The sequence below is a fragment of the Luteimicrobium subarcticum genome, assembly GCF_002798015.1.
GTDB lineage: Bacteria > Actinomycetota > Actinomycetes > Actinomycetales > Cellulomonadaceae > Luteimicrobium > Luteimicrobium subarcticum.
In genome coordinates this window covers 201,627-215,452 of sequence record NZ_PGTZ01000006.1, presented here as the reverse complement: position 1 = coordinate 215,452, position 13,826 = coordinate 201,627, and the positions used below count along the sequence as shown (strand labels likewise).

Here is a 13,826-nt window from a genome sequence, read left to right as displayed (position 1 = left end):
CGTGGCGCACGCCGCCGCCGGGCATCCGCACGCCTCGCGGTCCTTCGACGACCTCGTCGCGGAGGCCGCCGAGGTGTCGGTCGACGGCTGGGACTTCTCCTGGCTGGACGGTCGCGCGACCGAGGAACGACCCGCGTGGGGGTACCGCGGGCTCCTCGCGGAACGCCTCGCCAGGGCGCGCGCGTCGTTGGACCTCGAGACGGGCGGTGGCGAGGTGCTCGGCTCGGCCGACGACTTCCCGCCCGTCGCGGTCGCGACCGAGTCCTGGCCCCCCAACGCGGCCGTCGCGACGGCCCTGCTGCACCCCCGTGGGGTCGCGGTCGTCGCCACGCAGGAGCGGGCCCCGCTGCCGTTCGCCGACGGTGCGTTCGACCTCGTGACGAGCCGCCACCCCGTCGACCCGCCGTGGAGCGAGATCGCGCGCGTCCTCGCACCCGGCGGCACGTACCTGGCGCAGCACGTCGGCCCGGCGAGCGGGTTCGAGCTCATCGAGTGGTTCCTCGGGCCCCAGCCCGAGGCACGGCGCGGTCGGCACCACGACGACGAGGAGGCGGCGGCCCGCGCGGCCGGGCTCGAGGTCGTCGACGTGCGCACGCAGCGGCTGCGCATCGAGATCTTCGACGTGGGGGCCGTGGTGTACCTGCTGCGCAAGCTGGTCTGGTGGGTGCCGGGATTCACGGTCGAGGCGTACGGCGACCGGTTGCGTGACCTCGACGCGCTGATCCGCCGCGACGGCGTGTTCGTCGCGCACTCGTCGCGCACCCTCTTCGAGCTCCGCAAGCCGACGCCGACGGCCTGAGGCTCGTACTCTCGACGCCGTGGACGACGACTACCTCGACGCGGTGCTGTCCGTGGTCGTGCGCGTGCCGCCGGGCCGCGCGACGACGTACGGCCTGGTCGCCGAGTTCCTGCGCGACCACTCCGAGCCCGACCTCGGAGTCCGCGGCAGGGGTGGCCCGCGCCAGGTCGGGACCGTGCTGTCACGGGCGGGCTCGGGCGTCCCGTGGTGGCGGGTCGTGAACGCGTCGGGCGCGCCGCCGGCCCGCCACGCCACCCGTGCTCTCGACGCGCTGCGCGCCGAGGGCTGCCCGCTGACCGCGGACGGTGCGCGGGTCCGGCTCCGCGACGCGGTGTGGCTGCCGGACTGACGCTCTACGCGCTGCGCGGCCCCTGGAGAAGCCCGGCCGCGGCCGCCGCGCCGACGACGGTCCGCACCGCGTCGGCGTCGGCCTGGAGCAGCATCGTCGTGACGGCGCTCGCTTCCCACCGGGGGAGCTCGGCAGCGATCTTCTCGGCCGGGCCCACGAGCGCGATGTCCTCGACCAGCGCGGTCGGGACGGCGCGCGCCGCGTCGTCCTTGCGGCCGGCGAGGTAGTGGTCCTGGATCTCGTCGGCCGCGTCGGAGTAGCCGAGCAGGTCGACGGCGTTGCGGTGGAAGTTGGCGCCCTTGGCACCCATCCCACCGACGTACAGCGCGATCCAGGGGCGCAGGCGGTCGGCGGCGCGCTCGACGTCGTCGTGGACGCTCACGGGCACGCTCGCCGCGACCTCGAACCGTTCGGCGGGCGGCAGCTCGGGGGAGCGCGCGGCGAAGCCCTCGGCGAGGAAGCCGCGGAACATCTCGTCGAGCCGCGGCGCGTAGAACACGGGGAGCCAGCCGTCGCAGATCTCGGCGGCGAGCGCGATGTTCTTCGGGCCCTCGGCGGCGAGCAGGATCGGGAGGTCGGCGCGCAGCGGGTGGACGGTCGGTCGCAGCGGCTTGCCGAGGCCGCTGCCGCCGCGCTCGGCGGACAGCGGGAGCTGGAAGAACTCGCCGTCGACCTGGACGGGCTCGCCGCGCCGCAGCACCTGCCGCACCACGTCGACGTACTCGCGGGTCCGGGCGAGGGGGCGCCGGTACGGCTGGCCGTACCAGCCCTCGACGACCTGGGGGCCGGAGGCGCCGAGCCCGAGGACGAACCGTCCGCCGGACAGGTGGTCCAGCGTGAGGGCCTGCATGGCGGTCGCCGTCGGCGTCCGGGCGGACATCTGCGCGATGGCGGTGCCGAGCCGCGCGTGCGAGGTCTGCGAGCCCCACCAGGCCAGGGGGGTGAACGCGTCGGAGCCGTAGGCCTCGGCCGTCCAGACGGAGTCGATGCCGAGGCGGTCGGCCTCGACGACGGCGTCCTGGACCCCGGGGGGCGGTCCTGCGGACCAGTAGCCGGTCTGGATGCCGAAGCGCATGACGCGTCCTCCTCGTCGAGGGCTGTCGACCGTGGTGCCGACCGCGGTGAGCAAACTTCCTGAGACTGTCCGTCTCAGGTACTTGCGCACTCTACCGCCCCGCGGGCGCAGGTCTCAGATCACGTACTCGATGAGCTGGGACGGGTCCTCGATCGTCTGCGGCGGGACCACGCGCCGCTCCGGCACGCGCACGCGCGCCGGGACGCCCACGGCCACCGCGCCGGTCGGGACGTTCTTCACCACGACCGCGTTCGCGCCGATCTGCGCGTCGTCGCCGATCAGCACCGGGCCCAGCACCTTGGCGCCCGCGCCGACCGTGACCCGGTCACCCAGGGTGGGGTGCCGCTTGCCGTGGCTCATCGACCGGCCCCCCAGGGTGGTGCCGTGGAAGAGCAGCACGTCGTCGCCGACGACGGTCGTCTCCCCGATGACCACGCCCATGCCGTGGTCGATGAACAGGCGACGCCCGATCGTCGCCCCGGGATGGATCTCGATCCCGGTGATCGAGCGCGCCACCTGCGACACGAGGCGCGCCGGCAGGCGCAGTCCCGGGTGCTGCCACATGCGGTGCGCCAGCCGGTACGCCCACACGGCGTGGACGCCGGGGTACGCGAGGGCGACCTCGAGGGTGGAGCGGGCGGCCGGGTCGCGCCGGCGCGCCACCTCGACGTCCTCACGGACGCGGTCGCGCGCGGACCGCAGGGCGGCGAGGACGCCGGGCGCGGCGGGGACGTGCTGCGCCGCGGCGGGAGGGGTGGCGGGGGCGTCGGCGGCAGCGACGAGCGCCCCCGTGGACGGAGCCTCGGGGGTCGCTCGTCGTGCCGTCGTCGTCATCAGTCGAGCAGGTCCGAGTAGAGGATCGTCGACAGGTAGCGCTCGCCGAAGTCGGGGACGACCACGACGATCAGCTTGCCCTTGTTCTCCGGGCGCTTCGCGATCTCGAGCGCGCCGTGGATCGCGGCACCGGACGAGATGCCCACGAGCAGACCCTCGGCCTTCGCCGTGGCACGCGCGGTCTCGACGGCCGTCTCGGCGTCGATGTCCAGGACCTCGTCGTAGATCTCGCGGTTCAGGATGTCGGGCACGAAGTTCGCGCCGAGGCCCTGGATCTTGTGCGGGCCGGGCTGGCCGCCCGTGAGGATCGGGGACTCCGCCGGCTCGACGGCGATGATCTGCACCTCGGGCTTGCGCGACTTGAGGACCTCGCCGACGCCCGTGATGGTGCCGCCCGTGCCGATCCCGGCGACGACGATGTCGACCGCGCCGTCGGTGTCCGCCCAGATCTCCTCGGCGGTCGTCTTCCGGTGGATCTCCGGGTTGGCGGCGTTCGCGAACTGGCGGGCGAGGATCGCGCCGGGGCGCTCGGCCGCGATCTGCTCGGCGCGGGCGACCGCGCCCTTCATGCCCTCGGAGCCCGGCGTGAGGACGAGCTCGGCGCCGTACGCCCGCAGCAGCGCGCGGCGCTCCTTGGACATGGTCTCCGGCATCGTGAGGACGACCTTGTAGCCGCGCGCGGCGCCGGCGAACGCGAGCGCGATGCCGGTGTTGCCCGACGTGCCCTCGACGATGGTGCCGCCCGGCTTGAGCTCGCCCGACGCCTCGGCGGCGTCCAGGATGGCGACCCCGATGCGGTCCTTCACGGAGTTCGCGGGGTTGTAGAACTCGAGCTTCGCGACGACGGTCGCCTCGAGGCCCTCGGTGAGCTTGTTCAGACGCACGAGCGGCGTGTTGCCGATGAGCTTCGTCGCGTCGTCGTAGATGCGTGCCATGTGTTCCTCTTCGGTGGAGCCCAGGGTGCCGGGCGGTGCGGATCTGAGGGGGGTTCCGGCGGGTGGGCACGGGGCGGGCCGGGTGACCGGTCTGGTGACGGTGTGCGCCAGGGGCGGCCGCGGCTGTGCCCGGTGAAGGCGCCGGGGGCGGGGGAGGAGCGGTGACCGGGGCCGGGCGGCCTCGACGGCCCGGAGCGATCTCCGGGGAGCGGTCAGCGCTCTACGGACAGCAGGGACAGCACACGCACGACACGACAGGCAGGACGAGGACGCGCGACGTCGCGCGGTGACCGGTCAGGGCGTCGCCCATGATCGATCCTCCTGTCCGGTGGTGGTGCGGCTGACACGAACACGCTAGCCCGGGGTGTCCACATGCTGCAACGGCGTCCCCGATGCTGAGACGCCGCGGCTGCGGGCGTCACGGTGCACAACGCCGACCGGTCGCGTGGTGTTCCGTACTCGTGACGCGGCCCTGTTTTCGGGTAGCGTGCCTCGCGCAGTCGAGACGTGGTCAAGCAGCGGCCCGAGTTCGTCGACGGACCGGAGGAACGTGTGATCACCGCACCCGACAGGGAGTGGGAGGCCAGGAGCGACGCTGCCGACCGGCTTCCGCAGGACCCCGACCACGGTGTCATCAGGGTGCTCCTCGTCGAGGACGACGAGGGCGACGCCCTTCTCGTCCACGAGAACCTCCAGGACGCCGCGATCGACGTCGAGCTGCAGCACGTCCGCACGCTCGGGGAGGCGCTCGGCGCCCTCGACGTCGACTGCGTGCTCCTCGACCTCGGTCTGCCCGACGGCGTCGGAATCCCCGCGCTGCGCCGCGTGCTCGACGCGGGTGCCCCCGCGGTCGTCGTGCTCACCGGTCTGTCGGGCGACGAGGCCGGGATGCTCGCCGTGGCGGCGGGGGCCCAGGACTACCTCGTCAAGGACGAGGTCGACGGCCGCCTGCTCGCCCGGTCCGTGCGCTACGCCGTGCAGCGTCGTCGCCTCGAGGTGACGGGTCGCGAGCTGTACCGCAGCGAGGTCCGCACCCAGGAGTCGCACCGCCTCGAGCGTGCCCTGCTGCCGCGCCCCGTCGTCACCCACGCGCCGGTCGAGGTCGGCGTCGCCTACCGCGCCGGTCGCGACGGCGTGCTCGGCGGCGACTTCTACGACGCGGTCGAACGTCCGGACGGGTCCGTCCTCGTCGTGGTGGGCGACGTCTGCGGGCACGGCCCGGACGAGGCCGCGCTCGGCGCGACCCTGCGCACGGCCTGGCGCACGCTCGTCCTGACGGGGACGCCGACCGGAGAGCTCTTCGGGCTCCTCGAACGCGTGCTCGTCGCGGAGCGTGCCGAGGACTGGGTGTTCACGACGATGGTCATGGTCGAGATCACCGCGGACGGCTCCGCGGCCGACCTGTACCTCGCCGGCCACCCGGAGCCGCTCGCGCTCGGCCCGGAGGCCGCCTTCCTGCCGACGACGCACCGCGGCCGGCTGCTCGGCCTCCCCGGGCCCGGACGCTGGGACCCCGCCCGGATCGAGCTGCCGGTGGGCTGGCGGCTCGCCCTGTACACCGACGGAGTGCTCGAGGTCACTCTCGGCGGCTCGCGCGAACGGCTCGGGATGACCGGCTTCCTCGAGGTCGCGGAGGGCGTCCGCACGCAGACCGCCCCCGACGAGGTCGTCCCGGCGTCCGTGCTCGCCCAGGCCGTCCTCGACGAGGTCCGCGCGCTGCACGGCGGGAACCTGGACGACGACGCGGCCGTCGTCGTCGTCGAGGACCGCCGATGAGCGCCCGGAGCCGTTGGGCCGCTGCGCGGCCCACAGTCACGTTGCGCCGCCGCATCGCGTGGCTGCTCGCGGGCGCGGCTGTGGTCCTCGCGGTGGTGATGATCGCCGACGGGCTCGCGCTCGCACGCCTCTTCACCGTCCAGAAGCAGGTCACCGTCGAGCTGTTCAACGCGCGCCGCGACGCCGACGACCGGCTCCTCGCGATGGTGGACGCCGAGACCGGAGTGCGCGGCTACGTCATCACGGGCGACCCCACGCTCCTCGAGCCGTACGACGACGCGCTGGCGTCCCGCGACGACACCTTCGACGACGTCGCCGACAGCCTCGCCGACATCGCCGTCGACCAGGACGCGCTGCACGCCGCCGCCACCCGGGCGGACGCGCTCGCCCAGGACTGGGTGACGGGCTACGCGGCGCCCCTCGTCGAGCAGGTCAAGACGCAGGGACCGGACTCGGTCACGTCCACCCAGGTCGAGCAGGGCAAGGAGCAGTTCGACGAGGTGCGCGCCGCGTCGCTGGCGTTCTCGGACGAGCTTGCGCAGGTGCGCGACCGCGAGTCGCGTCAGCTCGAGCGGTGGACGAACCTCGCCCTCGTCGCGCTCATCGCGATGGGCGTCGCGGGGGTCGTGGCCGGGACCCTGGTCTGGGTCGCGCTGCGCCGGTGGGTCATCACCCCGGTCGACGAGCTCGCCGCGGACAGCCGGGCCGTGGCGTCCGGCGACCTGGAGCATCCCGTCACGGCGCACGGGCCCGGTGAGATCGCGGCGCTCGCCGCCGACATCGAGGCCATGCGCCGGACGCTGGTCGCCCAGGTGGCCTCCACGGAGGCCGCGCACGCCCAGGCGATGGCGGCGAACGACCGGCTCGTCGAGCAGGCCGAGGAGCTGAGCCGGTCCAACCGCGACCTGGAGCAGTTCGCGTACGTCGCGTCGCACGACCTGCAGGAGCCGCTGCGCAAGGTCGCGTCGTTCACCCAGCTCCTGCAGAAGCGCTACGGCGGCCAGCTCGACGAACGCGCCGACCAGTACATCGAGTTCGCGGTCGACGGCGCCAAGCGCATGCAGCGCCTCATCCACGACCTGCTCGGCTTCAGCCGCGTGGGCCGGGTGGGCGGCGAGGTCACCGACGTCGCGCTCGACCGGGCTCTGGCGCGCACCCTCGACAACCTCGCCGAGCTCGTCGAGGAGTCGGGCGCGCAGGTCGTCGTCGACGACCTGCCGACCGTGCGGGGGGAGGAGCCGCTGCTCGTCCAGCTCCTGCAGAACCTCGTCGGCAACGCCATCAAGTTCCGCGCTCCCGACCGGGCGCCCGTGGTGCGGCTGAGCGCGCGTCGCGACGGCGACCGGTGGGAGGTCGACTGCCGCGACAACGGCATCGGCATCGACCCGCAGTACGCCGAGCGCGTGTTCGTCATCTTCCAGCGCCTGCACCCCAAGGACGTCTACGAGGGCACCGGCATCGGCCTGGCCCTGTGCAAGAAGATCGTCGAGTTCCACGGCGGCCAGATCTGGATCGACCCGCCGGACGACGGCGTGGGCACGCGGATCCGGTTCACCCTCCCTGCTGCGTCACCGGCTCCCGTGCCGTCCGCGGACCCTGTGCTCGTCCCGTCCCTCGCGCCGCTCGCCGCACCCGCGGCCCGCGACCTGCCGGACGCCCCCAAGACCCCGTCCCTCGAAGGAGACCGCTCGTGACCGACGCCCGCAAGACCATCGACGTCCTGCTCGTGGAGGACGACCCCGGCGACGTGCTCATGACCCGGGAGGCGTTCGAGGACCACAAGGTCACCAACCGGCTCTCGGTGGTGCAGGACGGCGTGAGCGCCATGCAGTTCCTCCGCAAGGAGGGCGAGTACGCGGACGCGCCGACCCCGGACCTCATCCTGCTCGACCTCAACCTGCCCCGCATGGACGGGCGCGAGGTCCTCGCGGCGCTCAAGGAGGACGCGAACCTGCGTGCCATCCCGGTCGTCGTCCTGACGACGAGCGAGGCCGAGGAGGACGTCGTGCGGTCGTACTCGCTGCACGCCAACGCGTACGTCACGAAGCCGGTGGACTTCGAGCGCTTCATCAACGTGGTGCGGCAGGTCGACGAGTTCTTCGTGGAGGTCGTGCGGCTCCCCGGCCGCAACCTCTGACGCGCAGGCGTCGCAGGGCGACGCCTCAGGAGTGCCAGCCCTGCGCGTGCAGGCGGCCGAGACCGTCGAGCAGAGGAGGTCGAGCGCGAGCTCGAACTCGCGCTGGTCGTCGCAGCCGCGCGCGACGACGGAGCCGTCGTCGTGGGTGGCCGGCGCCGCGACGGCGGCGACGTTCGGGAACGCGGTCGCGAGTGCGGCGAGGGTCGCGGGGTCGGGCGGCGCGGTCGGCGGAGCGCTGTCGAACAGCTCCTGCGAGAAGCCCCAGGCGCGGCTGCCGAGGGCGTGCATCGCGTGGTGCGTGAGGTCGTCGGTGAAGCCGCCCCGCCGGAAGATGCGTGTGGCAGGAGCGCCTCGTGCCGCGCCGCGGTGGATCCCCGCGCTGCTTCGACGAGCCGTCGGGCGGGCCGTCGAGCGAGCCGTGCCCAGCCACGGAGCGAGTGATGGAGCGGACGACGGGAATCGAACCCGCGTGATCAGTTTGGAAGACTGAGGCTCTACCATTGAGCTACGTCCGCGCGGCGTGCTCCGAGTGTGGTCCGTCGACTGTTCGGCCGACGCATCCGGAGAAGCGCGCGGCCACGATCCTAGCAACCCGCGCGACCACGTCGTGCACGCCCGTGTCGTGTTCCGGGCCCGCGCGCGGCGCGGCGCGGTGTGCGTCGGTGCCGCACTAGACTGACCGCCGTCGCGCCACCGCGCGGCGACGGGGTGTGGCGCAGGTTGGTAGCGCGTCCGCTTTGGGAGCGGAAGGTCGCAGGTTCAAATCCTGTCACCCCGACCGTCTGAGTCCGGCACGAGGTTTCGGCGCGGCCGACGCGTTGACGCGTTTTCGTCGCCGTGAGCCCGTGCCGTACGATCGAAGGGTTGTTCGTGCGCCCGGCGCGCGCCCCCGACGGGGGCTGCCAGGGTGGCACGGCCCCGCACACACGTGTCCCGCGCAGCCCGTCGGCGTGCGCCCACCGGTTGGAGATCATCGAAGTGAAGAGCGCCGTCGAGAACCTGGACCCCACGAAGGTCAAGCTGACCGTGGAGGTGACCGCCGACGAGCTCAAGCCGAGCATCGACCACGCGTACAAGCACATCGCGGAGCAGGTCAACATCCCCGGTTTCCGCAAGGGCAAGGTGCCGCCGCGCATCATCGACCAGCGCGTGGGTCGTTCCGCCGTGCTCGAGCACGCCATCAACGAGGGTCTCGGCGGGTTCTACTCCGACGCGGTCCGCGAGAACGAGCTGCGCCCGCTCGGCCAGCCCGAGGTCGAGGTCACGCAGGTCCCCGGCGACGACGAGGGTGAGCTGCACTTCACCGCCGAGGTCGAGGTGCGCCCCGAGGTCGAGCTTCCCGCGCTGGACGCGCTGACCGTGACGGTCGACGCGAGCGAGGTCACCGACGAGGACGTCACCGAGCGTCTCGACGCGCTCCGCGAGCGCTTCGGCACCCTCGTGGGCGTGGACCGCCCGGCGGAGGACGGCGACTTCGTCGTCATCGACCTCAAGGCCGAGGTGGACGGCGACGAGATCGACGCGGTCTCCGGTGTCAGCTACCAGATCGGCTCGGGCAACATGCTCGAGGGCATCGACGAGGCGCTCACGGGCCTCTCGGCCGGCGAGACCACGACGTTCCGCGCCCCGCTCGCGGGTGGCGACCACGAGGGCAAGCAGTCCGACATCACGGTGACCGCGCAGCAGGTCAAGGTGCGCGAGCTCCCCGCCGCCGACGACGACTTCGCGCAGCTCGCGTCCGAGTTCGACACCCTCGACGAGCTGAAGGACGACCTGCGCGAGCAGGTCGCCGGCATCAAGACCCAGAACCAGGCCGTCCAGGCCCGCGACCTGCTCCTCGAGCAGATCGTCGGCTCGCTCGAGGTCCCGGTCCCGTCGGGCGTCGTCGAGGCCGAGGTGCACCGTCACCTCGAGTCCGAGGGTCGTCTCGAGGACGACGAGCACCGCACCGAGGTGACGGAGGAGACCCAGAAGGCGCTCCGCAACCAGATCGTCCTCGACACGCTCGCCGAGAAGCTCGAGGTGCAGGTCGCGCAGAACGAGCTGCTCGAGTACCTCGTCGCGCAGTCGCGCCAGTACGGCATGGACCCGAACCAGTTCGTCCAGGCCATCGACCAGAACGGCCAGATCCCCGCGATGGTCGGCGAGGTCGCGCGCTCGAAGGCGCTCGCCGTCGCGCTGCGCCAGGTAGCCGTGAAGGACTCCGAGGGCGCTGACGTCGACCTGTCCGCGTTCATCGGTTCGGACGAGGGCGACGCCGAGGAGGCGTCGGCCGACGCGTTCGCCGACGCGGCCGCCGCGTCCGCCGTGGCCGACAGCGCCTCGGCGACCGACAAGGACTGACCTCTCGCGCCGGACACCGGCGCCCGAGCCAGACGGCCCCCGTCCCCTCACCGGGACGGGGGCCGTCGTCGTCCCGGGACGCTGCGAGAACCGGTGCGGGGGGAGTCGTGCGCCGTGAGCGAAAGGGGGGCGGTCCGGGCCTGGACGCGGTCCGTCGGACGTTAGGGTCGGGATCAGCCGGGCGTCACCGCACCGGCGCCGACGAGGAGGAGCGAGAATCTCGTGAACGACGCAGTCGCACCCGCCATGCCCGCCCTGCGTGGAGAGGGCGGTGGCTTCGGCCTGACCGACTCCATCTACAACCGGCTCCTGCGCGAACGCATCATCTGGCTCGGCTCGGAGGTGCGCGACGAGAACGCGAACGCCATCTGCGCCCAGATGATGCTGCTCGCGGCCGAGGACCCGGACAAGGACATCTGGCTGTACATCAACTCGCCCGGCGGCTCGATCACGGCCGGTATGGCGATCTACGACACGATGCAGTACATCCAGCCCGACGTGGCGACCATCGCGGTCGGCATGGCCGCCTCGATGGGGCAGTTCCTGCTCTCGTCCGGCGCGAAGGGCAAGCGCTACGCCACCCCGCACGCCCGCGTGATGATGCACCAGCCGTCCGGCGGCATCGGTGGTACCGCGACGGACGTCCGCATCAACGCGCAGCTCATCATGCACATGAAGAACGTGCTGGCCGAGCTGACCGCCGAGCAGACCGGACAGTCGCTCGAGAAGGTCCTGCAGGACAACGACCGCGACAACTGGTTCACGGCGCAGGAGGCCCTCGAGTACGGCTTCGTCGACCACGTCGTGACCAGCTCGAACGCGGTCACCGGTGGTGGCGGCACAGCCGCCAACGACTGATCCACCGCCCCCAGATTTCCTGACCCAGGGAGAACATCGTGAGCATCGAGTCCCAGTACATCTCGACCGCGCAGCGGCTCGCGGGCAGCCATGGCCTCCCCGCCGGCATGCCCGGCGGCCTGGCGGCCGCGTCGCCGTCGTCCCGGTACGTCCTGCCGCAGTTCGAGGAGCGCACCGCCTACGGGTTCAAGCGCCAGGACCCGTACACCAAGCTCTTCGAGGACCGCATCATCTTCCTCGGCGTGCAGGTGGACGACGCGAGCGCGGACGACATCATGGCGCAGCTCCTCGTGCTGGAGAGCCAGGACCCGGACCGCGACATCACGCTCTACATCAACTCGCCGGGTGGCTCGTTCACCGCCCTGACGGCGATCTACGACACGATGCAGTTCATCCGGTCGCGCATCCAGACCGTGTGCCTGGGTCAGGCCGCGTCGGCCGCCGCGGTGCTGCTCGCCGCGGGCCACCCGGGCATGCGTCTCGCGCTCCCGAACGCCCGCGTGCTCATCCACCAGCCCGCGATGGAGGGTGGCGGCTACGCGCAGGCGTCCGACATCGAGATCCACGCGAACGAGCTGATCCGCATGCGCGAGTGGCTCGAGGAGACCCTCGCGTTCCACAGCGGCAACGACGTGGCGCAGATCCGTCAGGACATCGAGCGCGACAAGATCCTCACGGCCGCGGCCGCCAAGGAGTACGGCCTGGTCGACCAGGTCCTCGAGAGCCGCAAGCCGAAGGTCGTCGCCCGCTGACGACGGCCGTCCGCCGGCCGCCGGTGAGCCGTCTCCCGGGGTCGTCGTGATCACGACGACCCCGGGCTCGCAACCGGACGCGACACCCGCGGCTGACATCCACCTGTTCGGTGGTGTGCAATGGGAGCATGAGGGTCCGGCGGGCGCCGCCGGGCACCGCCCCGCGTCGTCCACGCGGGGCCCGAACGACGGAGGCAATCGGTGGCCCGACTCGGGGATGGATCCGACCTGCTGAAGTGCTCCTTCTGCGGCAAGTCGCAGAAGCAGGTCAAGAAGCTCATCGCAGGACCAGGGGTGTACATCTGCGACGAGTGCATCGAGCTGTGCAACGAGATCCTCGAGGAGGAGTTCACCGAGGCCGCGGAGCTCGGCATGGCCGAGCTGCCGAAGCCGAAGGCGATCTTCGAGTTCCTGGAGCAGTACATCGTCGGGCAGGAGCCGGCCAAGCGTTCCCTCGCCGTCGCCGTCTACAACCACTACAAGCGGATCCAGGCGGGCCAGGCGCCGTCGGCCCCCAAGGCGCTCGGCGCCGCGGTCGCGGGCGCCGATGACGCCGACCCCGTCGAGATCGCGAAGTCGAACATCCTGCTCATCGGGCCCACCGGGTGCGGCAAGACGTATCTCGCGCAGACCCTCGCACGGATGCTCAACGTCCCGTTCGCGCTGGCGGACGCCACGGCCCTCACCGAGGCGGGCTACGTCGGCGAGGACGTCGAGAACATCCTGCTCAAGCTGATCCAGGCCGCCGACTTCGACGTGAAGAAGGCCGAGACCGGCATCATCTACATCGACGAGATCGACAAGATCGCCCGCAAGGCCGAGAACCCGTCGATCACGCGCGACGTCTCGGGCGAGGGTGTGCAGCAGGCGCTGCTCAAGATCCTCGAGGGCACGACGGCGTCGGTCCCGCCGCAGGGTGGGCGCAAGCACCCGCACCAGGAGTTCATCCAGATCGACACGACGAACGTCCTGTTCATCGTCGCGGGGGCGTTCGCGGGGCTCGACGACATCATCCAGAGCCGGTCGGGCAAGCGCGGCATCGGTTTCGGCGCCGAGCTGCACATGCCGTCCGAGACCGACCCGTTCGGTGACGTCATGCCGGAGGACCTCCTCAAGTTCGGCCTGATCCCCGAGTTCATCGGCCGCGTGCCGGTCATCACGACCGTCGCACCGCTCGACCAGGACGCGCTGGTCCGGATCCTCACCGAGCCGCGGAACGCCCTCGTGAAGCAGTACCAGCGCATGTTCGAGATCGACGGGGTCGAGCTCGAGTTCGAGGACGACGCCCTCGGTGCGATCGCCGACCAGGCGCTGCTGCGCGGCACGGGTGCGCGCGGGCTGCGGGCCATCATGGAGGAGGTCCTCCAGCAGGTCATGTTCGAGGTGCCGAGCCGCGACGACGTGGAGCGGGTGGTGGTCACCGCGGAGGTCGTCCGCGACAACGTCAACCCGACCCTGGTGCCGCGCAGCGTCTCGCGCCGCGCGCCGCGCGAGAAGAGCGCCTGACAGAGCGGCCCCGTGACGGCCGCGGCGGCCCTCGACCCTGAGGGACCGCGTCTGGGCCGTGCCTGGTGACGTGCGAGGATCGACGTATGGACGTCCCCCCGGTCCCCGACGAGATCCTCGCCCTGCGCGCCAGCATCGACAACATCGACGCCGCCCTCGTGCACCTGCTCGCCGAACGCTTCAAGTGCACGCGTCGCGTCGGCGAGCTCAAGGCCTCGGGCGGTCTGCCTCCCGCCGACCCTGCTCGCGACCGCCAGCAGATCGAGCGGCTCACCGGGATCGCGGACGCGTCGGGTCTCGACCCGGCGTTCGCCGAGAAGTTCCGCGAGTTCATCGTCTCCGAGGTCATCCGGCACCACGAGAGCATCGCGGCGGAGCACGCGGGGCGAGACGTCCCCGTGCTCGACACCTACTCCTGAGGGCACGCCGGACGACGGGTGGCGCGACGCACCGAACCGGGTG

13 protein-coding genes and 2 tRNA genes are annotated in these 13,826 nt (G+C 72.1%); 11 read left to right on the top strand and 4 right to left on the bottom strand.

Features of this window, described 5'->3' with window-relative positions; translation table 11 throughout:
* The first annotated feature begins 1 nt into the window (after position 1).
* Together CLV34_RS01580 and CLV34_RS01575 are read left to right on the top strand one after the other, a co-directional pair.
* Entirely contained in the window at positions 2 to 799 is a 798-nt protein-coding gene (locus tag CLV34_RS01580; RefSeq protein ID WP_100348512.1) for a methyltransferase domain-containing protein, read from the top strand.
* Positions 800 to 818: 19 nt separating this feature from the next.
* A complete protein-coding gene (locus CLV34_RS01575) occupies positions 819 to 1,148 on the top strand; it encodes an MGMT family protein (RefSeq protein ID WP_100348511.1) in 330 nt (109 codons plus the stop codon).
* Between the two features lie 4 nt (positions 1,149 to 1,152).
* On the opposite strand, the gene CLV34_RS01570 is transcribed toward CLV34_RS01575, so the two are convergent.
* From CLV34_RS01570 to cysK, 3 genes are all read right to left on the bottom strand, one after another.
* Positions 1,153 to 2,223, bottom strand: coding sequence for an LLM class F420-dependent oxidoreductase (locus CLV34_RS01570; RefSeq protein ID WP_100348510.1), 1,071 nt, complete (start codon positions 2,221 to 2,223; stop codon positions 1,153 to 1,155).
* Between the two features lie 114 nt (positions 2,224 to 2,337).
* The gene (gene epsC, locus CLV34_RS01565) at positions 2,338 to 3,057 is read right to left on the bottom strand and encodes a serine O-acetyltransferase EpsC (protein ID WP_100348509.1); all 720 of its coding nucleotides are present in this window, start codon (positions 3,055 to 3,057) and stop codon (positions 2,338 to 2,340) included.
* Positions 3,057 to 3,992, bottom strand: a complete 936-nt coding sequence (gene cysK / locus CLV34_RS01560; RefSeq protein WP_100348508.1) for a cysteine synthase A — start codon at positions 3,990 to 3,992, stop codon at positions 3,057 to 3,059. Before cysK ends, epsC begins: the two co-directional genes overlap by 1 nt.
* Positions 3,993 to 4,544: 552 nt before the next feature.
* On the opposite strand from cysK, the gene CLV34_RS01555 reads away from it, so the two are divergent.
* The 3 genes from CLV34_RS01555 to CLV34_RS01545 are packed head-to-tail and all read left to right on the top strand — an operon-like array spanning position 4,545 to position 7,905.
* Positions 4,545 to 5,768, top strand: a complete 1,224-nt coding sequence (locus tag CLV34_RS01555; protein WP_245858885.1) for a PP2C family protein-serine/threonine phosphatase — start codon at positions 4,545 to 4,547, stop codon at positions 5,766 to 5,768.
* Entirely contained in the window at positions 5,765 to 7,462 is a 1,698-nt protein-coding gene (locus tag CLV34_RS01550; protein ID WP_100348507.1) for a sensor histidine kinase, read from the top strand. The genes CLV34_RS01555 and CLV34_RS01550 overlap by 4 nt, the downstream gene beginning before the upstream one ends.
* On the top strand, positions 7,459 to 7,905 hold the full coding sequence (locus tag CLV34_RS01545; RefSeq protein WP_100348506.1) for a response regulator: 447 nt from the start codon (positions 7,459 to 7,461) through the stop codon (positions 7,903 to 7,905). Before CLV34_RS01550 ends, CLV34_RS01545 begins: the two co-directional genes overlap by 4 nt.
* A gap of 441 nt (positions 7,906 to 8,346) precedes the next feature.
* Here the strand turns inward: CLV34_RS01545 and CLV34_RS01540 are convergent.
* Positions 8,347 to 8,420, bottom strand: a tRNA-Gly gene (locus tag CLV34_RS01540).
* A 189-nt stretch (positions 8,421 to 8,609) separates the two neighbouring features.
* Here CLV34_RS01540 and CLV34_RS01535 point away from each other — a divergent pair.
* From CLV34_RS01535 to CLV34_RS01510, 6 genes are all read left to right on the top strand, one after another.
* Positions 8,610 to 8,683, top strand: a tRNA-Pro gene (locus CLV34_RS01535).
* A 200-nt stretch (positions 8,684 to 8,883) separates the two neighbouring features.
* On the top strand, positions 8,884 to 10,248 hold the full coding sequence (gene tig, locus CLV34_RS01530; protein ID WP_100348505.1) for a trigger factor: 1,365 nt from the start codon (positions 8,884 to 8,886) through the stop codon (positions 10,246 to 10,248).
* Between the two features lie 246 nt (positions 10,249 to 10,494).
* A complete protein-coding gene (locus CLV34_RS01525; protein ID WP_100349133.1) occupies positions 10,495 to 11,106 on the top strand; it encodes an ATP-dependent Clp protease proteolytic subunit in 612 nt (203 codons plus the stop codon).
* Between the two features lie 38 nt (positions 11,107 to 11,144).
* Positions 11,145 to 11,858 (top strand): ATP-dependent Clp protease proteolytic subunit, encoded by a 714-nt coding sequence (locus CLV34_RS01520; protein WP_100348504.1) that lies wholly within the window; start codon positions 11,145 to 11,147, stop codon positions 11,856 to 11,858.
* A 201-nt stretch (positions 11,859 to 12,059) separates the two neighbouring features.
* Positions 12,060 to 13,364 carry an ATP-dependent Clp protease ATP-binding subunit ClpX gene (gene clpX, locus CLV34_RS01515; RefSeq protein WP_100348503.1) on the top strand — a complete coding sequence of 435 codons (1,305 nt, stop codon included), beginning with the start codon at positions 12,060 to 12,062 and terminating at the stop codon, positions 13,362 to 13,364.
* Positions 13,365 to 13,450: 86 nt separating this feature from the next.
* On the top strand, positions 13,451 to 13,783 hold the full coding sequence (locus CLV34_RS01510) for a chorismate mutase (protein WP_100348502.1): 333 nt from the start codon (positions 13,451 to 13,453) through the stop codon (positions 13,781 to 13,783).
* Positions 13,784 to 13,826: the final 43 nt, after the last annotated feature.

Excerpts from the sequence above, each read along its gene's own strand:
- CLV34_RS01570 (WP_100348510.1), bottom strand. The coding sequence starts at position 2,223 with ATGCGCTTCGGCATCCAGACCGGCTACTGGTCCGCAGGACCGCCCCCC.
- epsC (WP_100348509.1), bottom strand. The coding sequence starts at position 3,057 with ATGACGACGACGGCACGACGAGCGACCCCCGAGGCTCCGTCCACGGGG.
- cysK (WP_100348508.1), bottom strand. The coding sequence starts at position 3,992 with ATGGCACGCATCTACGACGACGCGACGAAGCTCATCGGCAACACGCCG.
- CLV34_RS01550 (WP_100348507.1), top strand. The coding sequence starts at position 5,765 with ATGAGCGCCCGGAGCCGTTGGGCCGCTGCGCGGCCCACAGTCACGTTG.
- CLV34_RS01525 (WP_100349133.1), top strand. The coding sequence starts at position 10,495 with ATGCCCGCCCTGCGTGGAGAGGGCGGTGGCTTCGGCCTGACCGACTCC.
- CLV34_RS01510 (WP_100348502.1), top strand. The coding sequence starts at position 13,451 with ATGGACGTCCCCCCGGTCCCCGACGAGATCCTCGCCCTGCGCGCCAGC.